At 38.6% G+C, this 16,875-nt stretch carries 17 protein-coding genes; 7 read left to right on the forward strand and 10 right to left on the reverse strand.

The genetic code is table 11. From position 1 onward, the window contains the following. Window positions 1–42 precede the first annotated feature (42 nt). Window positions 43–1,014: a lipase family alpha/beta hydrolase gene (locus CDG55_RS02745; protein ID WP_087536057.1), complete on the reverse strand. Its 972-nt coding sequence runs from the start codon at window positions 1,012–1,014 to the stop codon at window positions 43–45. Between the two features lie 105 nt (window positions 1,015–1,119). Continuing rightward, complete coding sequence (locus CDG55_RS02750; RefSeq protein ID WP_087536012.1) at window positions 1,120–2,163, reverse strand: lipase secretion chaperone; 1,044 nt, start codon at window positions 2,161–2,163, stop codon at window positions 1,120–1,122. Window positions 2,164–2,300: 137 nt separating this feature from the next. On the opposite strand from CDG55_RS02750, the gene truB reads away from it, so the two are divergent. The 3 genes from truB (at window position 2,301) to CDG55_RS02765 (ending at window position 4,585) form a co-directional block, all read left to right on the forward strand. Then, a complete protein-coding gene (gene truB / locus CDG55_RS02755; protein ID WP_004660218.1) occupies window positions 2,301–3,194 on the forward strand; it encodes a tRNA pseudouridine(55) synthase TruB in 894 nt (297 codons plus the stop codon). A gap of 11 nt (window positions 3,195–3,205) precedes the next feature. Next, the gene (locus CDG55_RS02760) at window positions 3,206–3,976 is read left to right on the forward strand and encodes a sulfite exporter TauE/SafE family protein (protein WP_087536013.1); all 771 of its coding nucleotides are present in this window, start codon (window positions 3,206–3,208) and stop codon (window positions 3,974–3,976) included. A 150-nt stretch (window positions 3,977–4,126) separates the two neighbouring features. Next, window positions 4,127–4,585 (forward strand): hemerythrin domain-containing protein, encoded by a 459-nt coding sequence (locus CDG55_RS02765; RefSeq protein WP_087536014.1) that lies wholly within the window; start codon window positions 4,127–4,129, stop codon window positions 4,583–4,585. A gap of 25 nt (window positions 4,586–4,610) precedes the next feature. Here the strand turns inward: CDG55_RS02765 and CDG55_RS02770 are convergent, their stop codons facing one another. The 3 genes from CDG55_RS02770 to serA all read right to left on the reverse strand — a co-directional run bounded on the left by CDG55_RS02770 (window position 4,611) and on the right by serA (window position 7,788). Further along, window positions 4,611–5,477: an EamA family transporter gene (locus tag CDG55_RS02770; protein ID WP_087536015.1), complete on the reverse strand. Its 867-nt coding sequence runs from the start codon at window positions 5,475–5,477 to the stop codon at window positions 4,611–4,613. Window positions 5,478–5,570: 93 nt separating this feature from the next. After that, window positions 5,571–6,440 carry an EamA family transporter gene (locus CDG55_RS02775; protein ID WP_087536016.1) on the reverse strand — a complete coding sequence of 290 codons (870 nt, stop codon included), beginning with the start codon at window positions 6,438–6,440 and terminating at the stop codon, window positions 5,571–5,573. Between the two features lie 115 nt (window positions 6,441–6,555). Next, on the reverse strand, window positions 6,556–7,788 hold the full coding sequence (serA, locus tag CDG55_RS02780) for a phosphoglycerate dehydrogenase (RefSeq protein WP_087536017.1): 1,233 nt from the start codon (window positions 7,786–7,788) through the stop codon (window positions 6,556–6,558). Window positions 7,789–8,145: 357 nt separating this feature from the next. Here serA and CDG55_RS02790 point away from each other — a divergent pair, with 357 nt between their 5' ends. Then, the gene (locus CDG55_RS02790) at window positions 8,146–9,555 is read left to right on the forward strand and encodes an FAD-binding oxidoreductase (RefSeq protein WP_005403295.1); all 1,410 of its coding nucleotides are present in this window, start codon (window positions 8,146–8,148) and stop codon (window positions 9,553–9,555) included. Window positions 9,556–10,044: 489 nt separating this feature from the next. Beyond that, window positions 10,045–10,806: a DNA polymerase beta superfamily protein gene (locus tag CDG55_RS02800; RefSeq protein WP_087536020.1), complete on the forward strand. Its 762-nt coding sequence runs from the start codon at window positions 10,045–10,047 to the stop codon at window positions 10,804–10,806. A gap of 104 nt (window positions 10,807–10,910) precedes the next feature. Here the strand turns inward: CDG55_RS02800 and CDG55_RS02805 are convergent, their stop codons facing one another. The 3 genes from CDG55_RS02805 to CDG55_RS02815 form a co-directional block, all read right to left on the reverse strand. Beyond that, window positions 10,911–11,225, reverse strand: a complete 315-nt coding sequence (locus tag CDG55_RS02805) for a putative quinol monooxygenase (RefSeq protein ID WP_087536021.1) — start codon at window positions 11,223–11,225, stop codon at window positions 10,911–10,913. A 12-nt stretch (window positions 11,226–11,237) separates the two neighbouring features. Beyond that, window positions 11,238–11,828, reverse strand: a complete 591-nt coding sequence (locus tag CDG55_RS02810; RefSeq protein WP_087536022.1) for an NAD(P)H-dependent oxidoreductase — start codon at window positions 11,826–11,828, stop codon at window positions 11,238–11,240. Between the two features lie 108 nt (window positions 11,829–11,936). Beyond that, window positions 11,937–12,809 (reverse strand): DUF4349 domain-containing protein, encoded by an 873-nt coding sequence (locus CDG55_RS02815; protein WP_087536023.1) that lies wholly within the window; start codon window positions 12,807–12,809, stop codon window positions 11,937–11,939. A gap of 181 nt (window positions 12,810–12,990) precedes the next feature. On the opposite strand from CDG55_RS02815, the gene CDG55_RS02820 reads away from it, so the two are divergent. Together CDG55_RS02820 and CDG55_RS02825 are read left to right on the forward strand one after the other, a co-directional pair. Continuing rightward, window positions 12,991–13,362, forward strand: a complete 372-nt coding sequence (locus CDG55_RS02820; RefSeq protein WP_087536024.1) for a hypothetical protein — start codon at window positions 12,991–12,993, stop codon at window positions 13,360–13,362. A 348-nt stretch (window positions 13,363–13,710) separates the two neighbouring features. Next, window positions 13,711–14,940 (forward strand): MFS transporter, encoded by a 1,230-nt coding sequence (locus tag CDG55_RS02825; RefSeq protein WP_162620849.1) that lies wholly within the window; start codon window positions 13,711–13,713, stop codon window positions 14,938–14,940. A 102-nt stretch (window positions 14,941–15,042) separates the two neighbouring features. On the opposite strand, the gene sodC is transcribed toward CDG55_RS02825, so the two are convergent. Then, window positions 15,043–15,624: a superoxide dismutase family protein gene (gene sodC / locus CDG55_RS02830; RefSeq protein WP_087536025.1), complete on the reverse strand. Its 582-nt coding sequence runs from the start codon at window positions 15,622–15,624 to the stop codon at window positions 15,043–15,045. A gap of 103 nt (window positions 15,625–15,727) precedes the next feature. Next, on the reverse strand, window positions 15,728–16,825 hold the full coding sequence (locus tag CDG55_RS02835; RefSeq protein ID WP_087536026.1) for an AI-2E family transporter: 1,098 nt from the start codon (window positions 16,823–16,825) through the stop codon (window positions 15,728–15,730). Window positions 16,826–16,875 lie beyond the last annotated feature (50 nt).

Consider the following 16,875-nt stretch of genomic DNA (forward strand, 5'->3'; position numbering starts at 1 on the left):
AAGCAAAAAAATGCGCCTTTGGCGCATTTTTTTATGGCTGTTTTATAATCCTTGTAATTTTAGTCGATTGGCATGTTGACGATAAATATCAATTGGATCAGGTGCAAACAGTGATTTCAAACCTAAAACCTGATTCACTTCATCTGCATGATTCCAAGGGAGATTATCTCTAATTGTACGTCCAAACTTAGCGCTACAACGGCTTACCATACCATCATTATCTCCTTTAATATCGACAATTAGGCTCGTACCTGCAAATAGTGGATCAAGAGGGTCAAGAATGTTTGTGACTGCTTGAGTCCCTGAGAATGAATACATATATATTCCTTTCTCTTGATAATTACCTTCGCCACATGTTGTAGTTGGTACGCCCATTGGGAATCGTGTATTGAATTTGGTTGAACCTTCTACCGAAATACTACGTCCAGCGGCTAAAGCATCGTGAGGATAGCTTTTTGGATTAAGTCCTTGTGACCATGTAATCGCTCCTGAGAAAAAGTTCACGACGGCAGAGCCAGCTGTACCTAAGACAGTACCATCTACATTCATAATCAAACTGGCAACGGGTGAGCCTTTATGGGTTCCGCTTACACTGGTTAATGATGCAACTTTACTTGGCATAATGCCAGCCACGTAACGGATCGTTGGACCGCCTTGGCTATGACCAATTAAATTAACTTTAGGTTGTCCAGTAATCGCAATAATTTCTTCAACTTGTTGCGCGAGTTGTTCACCACGAATTTCATTTGAGTTAAAAGGTGAAAGTCGTGTCGCCCAGACATTTGCACCATTACGAGCAAGGTCAGGTAGGATTTGATGCCAGTAATCAACTCCTAGAGGATCACTTCCTACACGTGAAAAACCTGCGACACCATGTACAAAGACCATCGGATATTTGGTTTTTGCATAAGTAGAGGAGGCCGTACCTGTAACTTGTGTTGCGTTTGATGCGTAACTTGTTGATACGCTAATTGCTATCATAGATAGTGCAAGACAGCGGATTAGTTTTTGCATGATATTTCTCTCGATTTTTGTTTTCATCAGGGTCTTGATGTTCTTGCGAACTGACATTGCATCCTTGCTAAATCGCATTATTTCAATGTCTTGTATTACGTGTTCCTAGTTGCTAAAAGGTAAGGTGCCTCCTTGGTCATGAACCGTTTCAAATGTTTGTAGACGTTGCTGTTCCTGTGGAGACTGGAACTGTTGTTGTTTGAGCTGTTGAATGGCTTGATCCTTGGCTGAAGTGCTCATATTGCTATCTACAATTGTTTTACGCTCATCAAGATAGGCTTGAACTCGCTGTTTCCAATCAGATCGTTGTTGATCGAGTTGCTCTAAACGCTGAGTAGCAGCCTCTCCAACTAAACTGACACGCATATCACGCAGCTCTTGGCTTGAGCCATGTCTTGCTTTGATTTGTGCAGTTAATGAATGTAAATCATCGAGCTTAGATAAATCTCTGAGGTTATCTTGCCAATCTTGAGGAAGCTGCTCAAAACGTTGTTGTAGCTGTTTTGCTTTCGCTGATGCATCTAATCCGTTATTTTCTAGAATTTTCATGCGATCAAGGGTGTATTGTTGATAGATATCCTCTGATCCAAACAGTCCCTCAATTTCGGTATTTGAAAAAAAACGCTGCTTTAAATCATGCATCGAATTAAAAATAGTTTGAAAATATTGATAGCTTTCCTGTGTGGGTTGTTGAGTCTGTAATTTACTGAGCTCTTGGCGATATTCTAAATAACGTGACCATAAGGTTAAAACTTGCTGTTGTTGTGAAGCTTGAAATGTTTTAGCGATATAAAGCTGAAAGTTATGCCGAATTTCATCAATATTTCGCTCGCCGTATTGAGAAATAAAATACTCAAAACAATTCCGCGTGCGTTCATTCACAATTAAATGCTTAGCGCTATTGAATTGTAATTTGCAGTCAATCTCAGTATCCATTTGGCTGGTGCTATTAAAAGAAGTATCGAGTTGATTGATATTCTTTGGACTCTTATGCAGCTGTGATGGATTACTGTTGTTGCTATATTCATCAGTTGAATCAAGTGATTGCTGAGACTGATTTGGATATAACCAATACAATACACTCAGCGTGACTGCTGAAATGATCAATAAGCTACATAATAATGCTATTTTTTTTCCATTTTTATTCATTAAGCATAATCCATTTGCTTTTAATTTCGGAAACGAATATAAATTTATCATGAATGTTGTTTTTTTGAGCGTTTAATTTTTAAAAATCCGATGAATAGTTTTGATAAAATACCGTTTTATACTTTGACTTTTCATTTATGAAAAAAAGTTCTTATCGCCATCTGAGTGGTGTTTTCTTATTAAATAAGCCGTTAGGTTTAAGTTCTAATTCGGCATTGCAAAAAGTACGTCGACTTTTTAATGCACAGAAAGCAGGACATACAGGTGCTTTAGATCCGCTTGCAACAGGTTTATTACCGATTTGCTTAGGGGAGGCAACCAAGTTTTCGCATTATTTATTGGATTCTACCAAACGTTATCAAACAACAGTAAAACTTGGACAAACAACTGCTACGGGTGATGTTGAAGGGGAAATTCTTCAACAAAGAGATGTGCCTGCATTAACTGAAGCTAATATTGAACAGGTTCTAGAACAGTTTCGTGGTGATATCAAGCAAGTGCCACCGATGTATTCGGCACTGAAACGAGAAGGTCGCCCTTTGTATGAGTTAGCGCGCCAAGGAATTGAAATTGAGCGTGAAGCGCGTCCAGTCACTATTTATGAACTCAAGCTTTTAAGTTTTACCGAAGACAGTTTGACCTTAGATGTGACGTGTTCTAAAGGAACTTACATCCGAGTGTTAGGTGAAGATATTGGTGAAGCTTTGGGCTGCGGTGGACATTTAACAAAATTACATCGTACTCAAACGGGTCATTTTGAAATTAATCCAAGTTATACCATCGAATATTTAGAAGGGCTTACTCAGGAACAGCGGGATGCATTATTGTTGCCTGTTTATGCACCTGTTGAGCATTTTCCACGGGTTCAATTACCCGAAGGGCGTGAAAAATATTTTGGTAATGGTCAAGAAAGTAATATTGAGCACGAAGCTGCTGCTGAAGTATTGGTATTCGATGGTGAGCGTTGTTTAGGCTTAGCTGAAATTACAGATAAAAAGCGTCTTGTGCCAAAACGTTTGTTGAATTTATAGAGTTAGTGTTGATGGAATGGGAGCTGATTCTGAGTTTGGTGTTCTTTGCATTCTGTGCGGGAACAATTGATGCGGCAGTTGGTGGTGGTGGGTTAATTCAGATTCCAGCATTAATGGGTGCATTACCACAAACGGCTCCTGCAACATTATTTGGAACAAATAAACTTGCCTCTATTTTTGGAACCGGTTCAGCAGCTTTTTCATTTGTACGTCGAGTAAAGTTGCAGTGGTCATTATTATGGGTGATCGCAATTTTTGCTTTTGTCAGTGCGTATGTAGGTGCAGCCTGCGTTTCATTGGTGCCTACTCATATATTAAGACCGATTGTCTTAGTCATGCTGATTGTGATTGCGATTTATACCTTTATGAAAAAGCAATTTGGGCAAGTACATGTTGATCAACACATCACACCAAAATTATTATTTTTTGCCGCATTGGGTAGTTTAGCGATCGGTTTCTATGATGGAATCTTTGGTCCAGGTACAGGTAGCTTCTTTATCTTCTTTTTTATTCGCTTTCTTCAAGTCGATTTTTTACATGCTTCTGCATTATCCAAGATTGGCAATTTTATGACTAATCTGGCGGCACTGAGTTTTTTTATTCCCGCAGGGCATATCTTCTTTCAGCTTGGTTTTATGATGGCGGCTGCCAATATTGCAGGTTCATTATTGGGTGTACGTTTGGCTTTGAAATACGGTAGTGGTTTTATTCGTATTTTATTTTTGATTTTGGTCAGTATTTTAATTTGTTGGTTGGCTTATCAAATCTTTGTTGCAGTTTAATCTATAAAAATAAACTTTCCATACAAAAACCTACGCAAACATCGCTGTTTAAAAAAGTATCATTTTTTAATATGAAAGCTCAGCCAAACAGATCAACTAGATAAGAATTGAAGTAAGTGTTGATTATGCTAGCCATCGCAGAGGTAAAGAATGAATATATTTGAGGCACTCAGAGAAAGCCACGAACAACAACGTAACTTAGCTGAACGATTAATTCAGACCAGCGGACATACTCAAGAAAGGGAAGATTTATTTAAACAGCTTAAGAATGAACTCTATGTGCATTCAGTTGCCGAAGACCGTTATTTATATATTCCTCTAATGTTTGATGATGTGGGTTTAGACATTACCCGCCATGCTTTATCTGAGCATCATGAAATGGATGAACTGGTTGAAAAATTAGAAGAAACTGATATGAGTAATCCGAGTTGGTTAGCGACAGCAAAACAATTAAGTGAAAAAGTCCATCATCATTTAAAGGAAGAGGAACATAAATTTTTCCAACAGGCTGGAAAAATTTTAGGGGATGATGAAAAGGAAAAACTAGGTAAAAAATATCTTACTGAATATCAGAAATATAAAAATGCAGATCGCTCATTTTCGTTATAACGAAAATGAGCAGTAAGGAGTGCTCTTACTGTGTTTGAAATTTTTCCCCACGTAAGGTCACTCCAACCGATGCAATCATAATACAGCCCAATGCCACCCATTGAATCAGGCTAATTTGTTCATGCAGTAACACGAGTCCTGCTAAAGCAGCAAGCGCAGGTGCAAGGCTTGAAAGCGTACCATAGCTGAGTTTACTTAAACGTTTTAGTGCCATGAGATCGAGTGCATAAGGAATAGCTGTTGCTAGAATTGCTATGACTAAAGCTTTACCCCAATATTGAGTGTCGAGTAGAGCAGGTGCATTACTCCACAGACCAAAGGGAAGTAAGGTCAGGGCAGATAAACCAATTGCGATGGTTAAGGCATGCATCCCAATATTCTGTTGCACAACTCGATGTCCGAAATAAATATAAAATGCCCAAAATAGTCCAGCACCTAAAGCACACGCCGCGCCAAGATAAGAAAAATGCTCGGTATTTGCATCATGCCAAGGCACCATCAGTGCAATTCCTAAGACAGCAAAAGCTACCCAGATGTAATCACTACGCTGCTTAATTGAAAGTAAAGCTAAACCAAGAGGACCGATGAATTCTAAACCGACCGCAATGCCTTGAGGGAGCTTCCCTAAAGAGCTATAAAACAAGATATTCATACAGCCCAAAGAAGCGCTATATAGCAGTAAATCTCGCCATTTTAGGTATTTCAGTTTAGCGATCACTTTCCATGAGCGGAACATGATCGCAACCAAAATCGTTGCAAAACAGAGTCGTAGAATCGTGACGGTCAGTGGATCAAGTGTTGCAATAAGTTGTTTGGCAAATGAAGCGCTGATTTGATAAGCCACCATGGAAAGAACCATGTACAGCACCGCGACCAACTGGATATTTTTCATGGAAGATCTACAAAAGCAAAGTAAAAAATACCTACAAGATAGGTGGTTTGATTATAAGATGAAGACAGTACATCGTGATGGAGCGCTTTCATTTTATTTATTCACTTTTTGCTGTCGAGCATGTTGAGTGGTAAATGTACAACCGATCGATGCGATGATAATCGTGCCAAGCGCAAGCCATTGATTCCACAATAAAGTCTCACCCAGAAAAATAAATCCTGATAATGCAGCTACGGCAGGTTCAAGACTCATGAGTGTTCCAAAACTTAAAGGAGTTAGGCTTCTTAAAGCGATCATTTCTAAAGTAAAGGGCAATGCACTTGCTAAGATTGCAAGTCCAATAAAATAGTAGATATTTGGCAATTCAATGACACGATCAAGCGCCCCTGAAAAGATGGCGAAAGGTAATAAACACAGCATACCAATACTCATGCCTAAACAAACCGTATGATTACCTGAAATACCTGATGGTTTTTGACCTGCGATAATGTATAGCGCCCAACATGCACCTGCAGCCACAGCGAAAAATACACCGACTAAATCTAGATGTTGTTGTGCTTGTTGTAGAGGAAATAGCAATACCAAACCTAGAATAGCGCAACCCACCCAAATAAAATCATAGCGCTGTCGTGCATGAAATAGTGCAACACTTAAAGGGCCGATAAACTCAAAGGCAACCGCTAAGCCCAAAGGCAAACGCTCTAGTGATAAATAAAACAGGGCGTTCATTCCAGCAAGTGCAAAACCATAGCTGAGAATCGCTTTCCAACGAACCACTTTGAAGTTGATGGTCCAAATTTTAAAAATTACCGCTAAAATGAGTGCACCAAAAAACAGACGCATGGCTGATACGGTAAGGACTGGAAAACTTTGGAACAGAATTTTGGCTAAAGAACCGCTTCCTTGTACACACAACATGGCAATCATTAATAACAATAAGGCATGAAGTGGGGTTTTTAACATTAGAGAAGCAACTTATTATTTGAACAATTGGTATATTATTCACATAATAATTCAAATGCGAATAAAAAAGCCACAGCTATTGCTGTGGCTTTTTATAGATTATTCTAAATTTAGCTTAGAACAATACACGTACACGAATTGTGCCTTCAACTTGGCTTAAGGTATCAAGTGCTTCTTGAGAAGCAGATGCATCAACATCCATTACCAAGTAACCGATATCACCTTTAGTCATTAAAGATTGACCAGAGATATTGATTCCTTGTTCAGCGAACAATGTATTGATCTTAGACAATACACCAGGAACGTTTTTGTGGATGTGAAGTAAACGATGTTGACCATCAGAAAGTGGTAATGCGATTTCTGGGAAGTTCACCGCAGAAAGTGTCATACCTTTATCTGAATACGCAACGAATTTTTCAGCAACTTCTAAACCGATGTTTGCTTGCGCTTCCATCGTAGAACCACCCACGTGCGGTGTTAAAATCACGTTGTCTAAGCCGCGAAGTGGAGATTGGAATTCTTCACCATTTGCTTTTGGCTCTTTCGGGAATACGTCTACTGCAGCGCCAGCGATGTGACCAGATTTAATCGCATCTGCCAAATCTTCAATGATGACACATGTACCACGTGCCGCATTAATGAAGATTGAACCAGGCTTCATTTTCGCAAACTGTTCTTTCTTGAAGAAGTTACGCGTAGAAGGAACATCAGGAACGTGTAAAGAAACCACATCAGCAGTTTCTAAAAGCTCATCTAAAGAACCGACTTGGCGTGCATTACCTAACGGTAATTTAGTTACCGCATCATAATAGCAAACTTTCATACCTAAGCTTTCAGCTAAAACTGAAAGTTGAGAGCCGATAGAACCGTAACCTACGATACCTAATGTTTTACCACGAGTTTCGTATGAACCAACAGCCGATTTGTTCCAACCACCTGCATGCGTATCTTTTGATTTTTCAGGTACACGACGAAGTAATAAAATTGCTTCAGCAAGAACCAATTCTGCTACAGAACGCGTATTCGAATACGGTGCGTTGAAAACAGGAATACCACGAGACATTGCTGCTTTTAAATCAACTTGGTTAGTACCAATACAGAAACAACCAACCGCAATCAATTTATTCGCTGCTTCAAAGATTTCTTCAGTCAATTGAGTACGCGAACGAATACCAATAAAGTGCGCATCTTTGATCGCTTCTTTCAAAGCTTCGCCTTCAAGCGCAGTTTTGTGGTAATCGATGTTGGTATAACCCGCAGCGTTTAATGTATCGATGGCATTTTGATGCACACCTTCAAGCAAAAGGAAACGGATTTTGTCTTTAGGTAGTGATAGATGTTGGCTCATTACGGCTCCGCTACAAAGGCCAAAATTTAGTTGCGGTATCATAGCATAGAGCTTTGTGTTATAGATATTTCGTTTAAAATTAGCTCAGCATAATTGTTGAGATTTTTTCAGTTTCGAATGAATTTTAGTTCATATACACATTTTGTTATGACGAGATGTTTATCCTGTGCTTTATCCCTCGCTTGCTTACATGTAAAATAAAGGAATACGAAGCTCGAACTCGTTGTGTAGACAGTTTGATAGTTCGCTAGCGTTTCTATATTTTGGATGTTTTTGAATCCTTTGTTTTCAAGCCCTTGAAATACATTCAGGATCATCCAGAAGTCCTATATCTCTTTCTTACTAGGCCTGAAAACGATGAATGCTCCAGTCGCTTTAACACCCGAGTTATTGACCCTCTTAACGGCAATCGTGGGTGAAAACCGTATTAAAACTGATGCCGATAGCTTGGAAAATTGGGGACGAGATCATACTAAGCACTTTGATCCGAACCCATCAGTCATCGTTTTTCCATCAAGCACTGAACAAGTTCAAGAGATTGTAAAACTGGCGAACCGTTTTAAAGTGGCAATCACGCCATCAGGTGGTCGTACAGGTTTATCTGCTGGTGCGGTAGCGAACAATGGCGAGATCGTGATTAGCTTTGACAAGATGAATCAAATCTTGGAATTCTTGCCAGCGGATCGTATGGTTCGTGTCCAAGCAGGCGTGGTGACTGAGCAATTGCAAAATTATGCCGAACAACAAGGCATGTATTACCCAGTTGATTTTGCATCGACAGGTTCTAGTCAAATTGGTGGAAATATCGGAACCAATGCAGGCGGTATTAAAGTCATCAAATACGGCATGACACGTAACTGGGTGCTTGGTTTAACGGTTGTTACGGGTAAAGGTGACATTTTACGTTTAAACAAAGGCATGATTAAAAATGCGACGGGTTATGCGTTGCAGCATTTGTTTATCGGTGGAGAAGGCACATTAGGTTTGGTGACAGAGGCTGAGATTAAACTTGAGCGTCAACCACAAAACCTACAAGTCATGGTATTGGGTACGCCTGACTTTGAAGCGGTGATGCCTGTATTACATGCTTTCCAAAAAGAAATCGACTTAACCGCATTCGAGTTCTTTGGTGAAGTGGCAATGCAAAAAGTGTTGGATCGTGGTCATGTACAACGTCCATTTGAAACAACTTGCCCATTCTATGTATTACTTGAATTTGAAGCGCCGTATGAGCCGATTATGGACAAAGCAATGCAGATTTTTGAGCATTGTATGGAACAGGGTTGGGTGATTGATGGCGTAATGAGTCAAAGCTTAGAACAAGCTCAAAGCTTATGGCGTTTACGTGAAGATATTTCAGAGTCAATTGCGCCGTATATTCCTTATAAGAATGATATTTCAGTGTTAATTTCGCATGTCCCTGCGTTTATCTCAGAAATTGATGCAATCGTTTCACAAAACTATCCAGATTTTGAAATCTGCTGGTTCGGTCATATTGGTGACGGTAACTTGCACTTAAATATTTTAAAACCTGAAAACCTAACTAAAGACGAATTCTTTGCGAAGTGTCAGGTGGTGAATAAATATGTGTTTGAGACTGTGAAAAAATATGATGGTTCGATCTCTGCCGAACATGGTGTGGGGATGACTAAAAAGCCATATTTAGAATATTCTCGTTCGCCTGAAGAAATTGAATATATGAAAGCATTGAAATTGGCATTTGATCCGAATGGGATTATGAACCCAGGAAAATTATTTGATCTTTAATGCTTGATTAAATAAAAGAATTTCTGTTAAAAGCGTATCGAAAGATGCACTTTTTTTATAAAACCAATATGAAAATTCAAGCTTATATTTATCTAGAGAGTGATCAAGTATATGGAGATTATATTGATCATTCTTATAATGAACATAATGTAAAGTGTATGCGTATTCTGTTGAGAGTAAAAATTGGAAATCTATTTTACTCTTGTTCATTTATATTCAAAGACTTCTCTTCATGGATATTAGGAGAGCTTATTCATTGTGAGATAAATTTTCTTTGTTATGACGGAGAATTAAATTTCTTTAGGAATTACGAGCTCCATAACTTAAAAAATGAACGGATAGGATTTATCTATTTTACTGATGTGTTATAGGTTAACTTAGCTAGTAAATTAAAAATACTATTTTTTATTGGACAAACTAAGGGTAGAGAATCAAATTGACAGGTTACAAATAATAAAATTCTCGTTTAATCGAATCTTAGAGAGAAATATGAACATTCACCAAGAAATCGAAAAACTATTCGAACAACGCCAAGATATTCCACTATTTTATATTGAAAGTGGGAGTCGTTTATGGGGTATGGCAAGCCCTGACAGTGACTATGATGTGCGCGGTTTTCATCTACCAAGCAAAGACCAATATTTTGATTATAAAAAGTACCGTGATCTGATCGAAATCATGGATGGTGATTTTGACTTTGTCTCTTATGACCTCGATAAAATGTTTGGCTTATTGGCAAAAAGTAACCCAACGGTATTGGAATGGGCCAGAGCACATATTGTTTATTTTAATGCTTTTCCAGAATGGCAAAGCTTTCGCGATGGACTGATTGAGCGAATCGATTATAGTGCGCTATATCATCATTATTTATCACTGGCAAAAGGTGGCATGAAAGTAATGCAAACTGCGGATAATTTTACTTATAAGAAAGTATTTTATTCAATTCGTGGTTTGATGTCGGCAGAGTTAGCAACCCAAGAAGTCATGCCTGAATTATTGATTACCGATTTATTTGTGCAAGTCTCTGAGCATGATCCATTACGTCATTGGGCAGAGGATTATTTAGAAATTAAAAAACAGCAGAAAGAAAAAGCCCAACTTCCTGAAGTGGAACAAGCCGCGATTCTGAATTTATTGGAAATCAAAATTGAGCAATTAGCCGCTAAAGAAATGCAAAAAGCTGATCGTCGAGAGGGCTTAGCGTGTTATTTAACTGAATATAGTCGCCATTTAAAACAATATTATTATTAATAAAATGATTCGCTTATTTATTATCTAAGTTCGACTTAAATATTCAGTGAACGCATTTCTGAAGATTATATTTAATGTCGAACTTAGGTTAATGGTTTTATCTATTAAATCCCACTGTTTAGAATACGGATTTTCACATCAGCAACATGCGCTTTGGTTGCTTCAAAATGCTGCTGCATATGCGCAGTTTGCATATGTGCTTCGAGATGAGCAGTACTTTGCCATTTTTCTAACATCACAATGCTATTTTCATCTTGCGTCTGCATAGCAATCGCTGGCAGGTGATCAATCAATGGGACATAGCCATGACAACCATCCTCTGCCAGTACAGTTGGAATGATTTTTTGGAAAGCATCTAAAACTGCTTGGCGATGTTCTGCACCTGCATGTGTCTGAATTTCTGAAATAATCGTCAACATAGGGTTTCTCTCTTAATGGGCAGTCGCAAAAAGCTGATCTAAATGTGCTTTATAAGCTTCGATGTAGCTTGGGACATCAGGCATTTTGATTACATCATTGACGATAAATGTAGGTAATGATTCCATACCCAAGAATTGATTGGCTTTATGGAAAGGTAAATAAACACCATCAACGCCCACGCCGTGAAAGAATTGGTCAAGATCAGTGAACGCTTCCATTGGTGCATTCCATGTCAACGACAACATGTATTTTTTACCTTGAATCAAGCCACCTGAACCATACTTTTTAGAAGCATCAGAACGGCTACGTCCATCGCTTGCATAGAGAGAACCATGACCAATCGTAAAAACATCATCAATATATTTTTTCATGGTCCATGGTGCACCCATCCACCAGCCTGGCATCTGATAGATCACTACATCTGCCCATAAATATTTTTCAATTTCGGCTTGGATGTCATAGTCACTGTCGGTACGTGTTACTTGTATCGTATGACCTAAGGTTTTTAAATGTGATTCGGAAAAATCAGTTAAGGTGTCATTCAATTCACCATTCGAGTGAGCGAATTGTTTAGCACCATTAATAATTAAAATATTGCTCATAAAATTAAACTCAAAAATAGATTTCTAGAACTTAGACACATTTTAGAGAATCTATTCATGAGTAAAAATGTATAAATAAGCAAAATACTATTGACTAAAAATCAATAATTATGGGTTCTGTTTTCGTGTTTTATAGGCTTTACGGATCAACCAAATTGCAATAATCACGATATAAAACGCCCAAAATTGGATCAACCATATGAGCGTTCCTTTAAAATATGATAGTCCGATTTTGAATGCTTCGGCTATTCGGGTGAGTAATGGATCGCTGTCTAGTGATGCAATACGATGAATATTGAGGTCATGACTCTTACGCACTTTTGGCTGTTGGAAAAATTCTAAACGAATGGTGCTATACGCTAGGCGATCTTTCACTTCTAAATCAGTGAGCTGTTGTAATTGATTATTTACTGTATTGGATGCGCTATTACTTTGGTTTGCTGTATTGAGTTTCTCTTCTAACAGTTTTAATTCATAACGTTTTGCTTCATAGCTTTGTGTATTAAAATTCAGCATTAAAGGCAGTAAATGATTTAGAAATGTTGTCACCTGATCATTTGGAATACGTACCATCAGTTGTACCGTCGGCGTGATTTTTTCATAAATATCCACGGTTCCATCGATACGATCATGTTGAGAACGGTCACTCACTTGATAGTCAATTTGCTTATTCTCAATATAGCCATTGTATTGCAATAACTGTTGCTCAAGCGTAGATGTGGTTTTTAATACATCGTTCACTTCAAATTTCAATTCAGCACTTTTAATTAATTGCCGATTTTGTTCGAGAGCACTTTGTTGTGTGCTTACTAACTGTTCGGGGTTTTTTGCTGCATTTGCTCGAATTGTTTCACTATTGGGCGCCGCACTTTCTGTCGCTACAGATGCATCGCTTGCAGCACTTTCTTCTTTTTTCGAACAGCCGACAATCGTACTACTGAGGACTAAAATAATTGCTAATTTTTTTGCTAAATCTGACATTGGTGATGCCTAATCCGTGGTGATGTTTATGTTATAAAATTTGTTTTTTTATTGACTTGTGATGATGTTCAAATGATTGATCAATACAACAAATCTCTCATAAGTCACATACATTTTGTTGCTTTGAAATCCAGTTTTGCATAGTAGCATAAATGCATGTGGTAAATAGGAAAGGTACAAAATGTATAAAATTTGGATGGTTTTAGGGTGTAGCTTATTTTTAGCCGCATGTAATCAGCCGATTACACAGTCACAGCAACAAGCAGCGGTACAAAAAAGTACAGCAATACATGCGGTTTTACTCGATCAACCAAATTTATTTCATGATGAAACTAATCTCAAAATTGATCAGCAGTTTAATCGTGCTGAAAACCCAACAGATGCGGAAATCACTGTTGAACAAGCCCAATTAGATGATTCTGTTGCAGCTATTCGTACCGAATATGAGTTAAAGCGTGATCAACAAGTCTGGAAGATTGTAAATAAAAAACAAAGCTATCAGTGTGCGAGAGGGGACAATACCAATAAATTCCAGTTTGAATTGTGCTCTTAAACCTGAGCTGTAATTTGGTGCTGGATAAAATATAGACAAAAATGTGGATAACTTTTTGGTTATTCACATATCCACACAATTCATTTTATTGCTTAAATTGCAGGCATTTTTAAAAGGTGCTAAAGTTGCGCTTGTAAATTTTTACGATAGGTAAAATATTTACGAATCTCACGCAATTTATACACCTTGTGAATATGGTGTTTCCACATTTATTACATGCGCTCTCACTGCATGAAAATCAAAATTTAATTTAAATCAGAACCATAAAATGACGTGGTGCGGAATCTATTTTCTTTTTTTCAAGGAAATGGATGCACGCGAATTGGTTATTTTTGTGAATAGAACATGATGACGAACAATCAAAGCATGACGTTAAACCGTATAACGCTCATGTTTCCATTAGCTTTAGTGCTATTCGAATTTTCAGTCTATATTGGTAATGACTTAATTCAGCCAGCAATGTTGGCAATTACAGAACAATTCGGTGTTAGTGCAACATGGGCACCATCTTCCATGTCTTTTTATTTATTGGGTGGAGCAAGCGTTGCTTGGTTGCTTGGACCTCTGTCAGACCGTCTTGGACGTAAGAAAGTATTATTGGCAGGCGTGGCATTCTTTACCATCTGTTGTTTGCTCATCTTATTGACGCAGAATATCCAACAATTCCTGACCTTACGTTTCTTACAGGGAATTGGCCTTACGGTCATTTCGGCAGTGGGTTATGCTGCAATTCAGGAAACATTTGAGGAACGTGATGCCATTAAAGTGATGGCATTAATGGCCAATATCTCATTGCTTGCGCCATTACTTGGGCCTGTTCTTGGTGCATTTCTGATTGATTATGTCTCTTGGCATTGGGGTTTTGTTGCGATTGCAATCCTTTCATTCCTGAGTTGGTTTGGTCTAAATAAATTTATGCCAGCAACCCCAGAGCGTCGAGCGAGACAACCTTTTATTTATATTTTTGATGATTTTAAAAAAGTATTCACCAATCGCCGTTTCTTAGGGTTAAGCATTGCTTTACCTTTGGTTGGGATGCCATTAATGCTGTGGATTGCGCTGTCACCCATCATCTTGGTCGATGAGTTAAAGCTCAGTAGTGTGCAATATGGTTTAGCGCAATTTCCTGTATTTTTCGGGCTTATTGCGGGAAATATTATTCTGATTAAGATTATTGATTGTTTTCCTCTAGGTAAAACGATTTTGATGGGTCTACCCATTATGTTGCTCGGAACCTTATTTCTGGTATTAGGTGTGATTTGGCAAACTTATCTAGTGCCGTGTTTATTGATCGGTATGACCTTAATAAGCTTAGGAGAGGGGATTAGTTTTTCAGTTTTATATCGTTTTGCATTAATGTCTTCAGAAGTATCCAAAGGGACAGTCGCTGCGGCTGTTTCAATGCTATTGATGATGAGTTTCTTTGTGATTATAGAATTGGTGCGTGTACTTTATACGCATTTCCATATTTGGGCTTTTGCATTAGCGAGTGTCAGTTTGATCGGTTTTTGGTTTATGCAACCAAGAGCTGTGCTCAAACAAGTGATGCAAGAACGTAAAGCCGAGGGGATCAATTAGTGAATAATATGCTGAACCAATAGTGTAGTCATTTGTAGCTGCATAAAATATCCACGAAACTGTGGATATCTTTTTAGATACCCACAGTGCCTAAAATACTTTTTACTTAATCACACCACAGGCAACCCGATCTCCGCCACCGCCCAAAGGCTTAGGTGAATCTGAATAGTTATCGCCACCTGCGTGAATCATGATTGCCCGACCCTGAATATCGGTAAGTTTCAGGCGTGGGGCAAGCACAGGCGTTGTTGCAAAACCCTTGTCATTCACGGTTAGGGCTGGTAGATCACCTAAATGTCCATCCAGTGGCGTACCGTGATGGGCAACTTTCTCTGGGTTGAAGTGACTACCAGCAGCAAGGGCGGCTCCCATTTTGCCATCCTTTAATGCTGCTTCACATGAGCCGTTTTCATGGATATGAAAACCATGTTCACCTGGGGAAAGTTTTCCAAGCGCGGGGGTAATTAATAAACCTTTTGCTGTTTGTTTAAATGTTACTGTTCCAATGGATGCACCTACACCTTTGGCATCGACTTGGTAAACTTGTATGAGTTGTTTTTGGTCTGCTGATGTAGGCTGTGTCTGGATTTTATCTGCGTTGTTATCCAGATTAACCGATGAACAGGCGGCGATACTTAGTCCGAGGCAACTCAGTAGGGAAAACTTTTGAATCATTGAAATCATTGCAAATTATCCTTATCTATCAGCTTTATTTGTTTGATTCAAATAAAGTATGGGATAACTCGCAAGTTGTCAGTAAGATTAAATGGTAAATCGTGTAAGTAGATTACGACTTTGTTTCAGGTGGCGCTTCAATGGCAGCGATTGGCTCCTGAACATTCTCATGCAGCCATTCACGCCAGATTGCCAATAAAATAGCTAAGATGACTGGACCAATAAATAAGCCTACTAAACCAAAACTTGCGATTCCTCCTAGCACACCAAACATAATTAAAATGAATGGAATTTGAGTTGCGCCTGAGATAACTAAAGGTCGAATCACATTATCTGAACTACTTACAATCAAGAGACCCCATGTAATCACACCAATTGCTTCGACAGTTTGGCCTTGAGCAAATAGCCATAAACCAACCCCTAAATAGGAGATGGGAGTTCCAAATGGAATTAAGGCCAAAATAAAGGTGACCATGGTGAGTAGCATTGGGTTAGGCACACCTGCTACAAAGTAACTGAGACCTGCTAAAATGGCTTGTGCCACAGCAGTTAATCCCACGCCATACACTACAGCGCGTGTTGTTTCTGAAATGGTGTCTAGATAATGATGTACGCGAGGACCAATGATCTTTTCTAAGGCGCGACTCACCTGAGATAAAATCATTTGCCCATCACGATAGAAAAAGAACAACGTCATGATGGCAAATGTCAGTTTAACTAAATTCCGACTAATCTCGCTCAGTACAAAACGGCCATAGCTCAAATGACCTTGTATCCATTCGGCAACATTCTTGGCAATACTATTCGGATCGGCACTTAATTCATTGACTGTACGACTGATATCCTTACCAACAATCGGAAGTGTTTTTATAAACTCGGGGACCTGAATATGACCTGAAAATAATTGTTTTTGTAAATTAAAATATAAATTTCGGCCTTCGAGTTGCAGCATGAAAATGGCACAAACAAAGGGAACCCCAATCACTAAAATGACCAACGTAATCATGATCGTTGCATTTAGCGTTGGTCGATTTTCACCAAAAAAGCGACGTTGTACCCATAAATAAACAGGCCATGTCATATAAGCAATAATCGCTGCCCAAAGAACAGGGACGATAAAGTATTTGAGAATGCTGAATCCCAAATACATTAAGACAAAGAACAGTCCAAACAATAAAACACGTTGTAATGTGGGAGCGTATTGTTGCACAAGCTTCCGTCTCTAGGGCTAAAAGTTGAATAAAATCATATTAACTGAAA

Source organism: Acinetobacter sp. WCHA45 (assembly GCF_002165255.2).
Classification (GTDB): Bacteria; Pseudomonadota; Gammaproteobacteria; order Pseudomonadales; family Moraxellaceae; genus Acinetobacter.

Coding starts and splice junctions, on each gene's coding strand:
- CDG55_RS02775 (WP_087536016.1), bottom strand. CDS start 6,440: ATGTTAAAAACCCCACTTCATGCCTTATTGTTATTAATGATTGCCATG.
- CDG55_RS02770 (WP_087536015.1), bottom strand. CDS start 5,477: ATGAAAAATATCCAGTTGGTCGCGGTGCTGTACATGGTTCTTTCCATG.
- CDG55_RS02760 (WP_087536013.1), top strand. CDS start 3,206: ATGGAATGGGAGCTGATTCTGAGTTTGGTGTTCTTTGCATTCTGTGCG.
- CDG55_RS02820 (WP_087536024.1), top strand. CDS start 12,991: ATGTATAAAATTTGGATGGTTTTAGGGTGTAGCTTATTTTTAGCCGCA.
- CDG55_RS02790 (WP_005403295.1), top strand. CDS start 8,146: ATGAATGCTCCAGTCGCTTTAACACCCGAGTTATTGACCCTCTTAACG.
- sodC (WP_087536025.1), bottom strand. CDS start 15,624: ATGATTTCAATGATTCAAAAGTTTTCCCTACTGAGTTGCCTCGGACTA.
- CDG55_RS02765 (WP_087536014.1), top strand. CDS start 4,127: ATGAATATATTTGAGGCACTCAGAGAAAGCCACGAACAACAACGTAAC.
- truB (WP_004660218.1), top strand. CDS start 2,301: ATGAAAAAAAGTTCTTATCGCCATCTGAGTGGTGTTTTCTTATTAAAT.
- CDG55_RS02810 (WP_087536022.1), bottom strand. CDS start 11,828: ATGAGCAATATTTTAATTATTAATGGTGCTAAACAATTCGCTCACTCG.
- CDG55_RS02800 (WP_087536020.1), top strand. CDS start 10,045: ATGAACATTCACCAAGAAATCGAAAAACTATTCGAACAACGCCAAGAT.
- CDG55_RS02745 (WP_087536057.1), bottom strand. CDS start 1,014: ATGCAAAAACTAATCCGCTGTCTTGCACTATCTATGATAGCAATTAGC.
- CDG55_RS02750 (WP_087536012.1), bottom strand. CDS start 2,163: ATGAATAAAAATGGAAAAAAAATAGCATTATTATGTAGCTTATTGATC.
- CDG55_RS02825 (WP_162620849.1), top strand. CDS start 13,711: ATGACGAACAATCAAAGCATGACGTTAAACCGTATAACGCTCATGTTT.
- serA (WP_087536017.1), bottom strand. CDS start 7,788: ATGAGCCAACATCTATCACTACCTAAAGACAAAATCCGTTTCCTTTTG.
- CDG55_RS02815 (WP_087536023.1), bottom strand. CDS start 12,809: ATGTCAGATTTAGCAAAAAAATTAGCAATTATTTTAGTCCTCAGTAGT.
- CDG55_RS02805 (WP_087536021.1), bottom strand. CDS start 11,225: ATGTTGACGATTATTTCAGAAATTCAGACACATGCAGGTGCAGAACAT.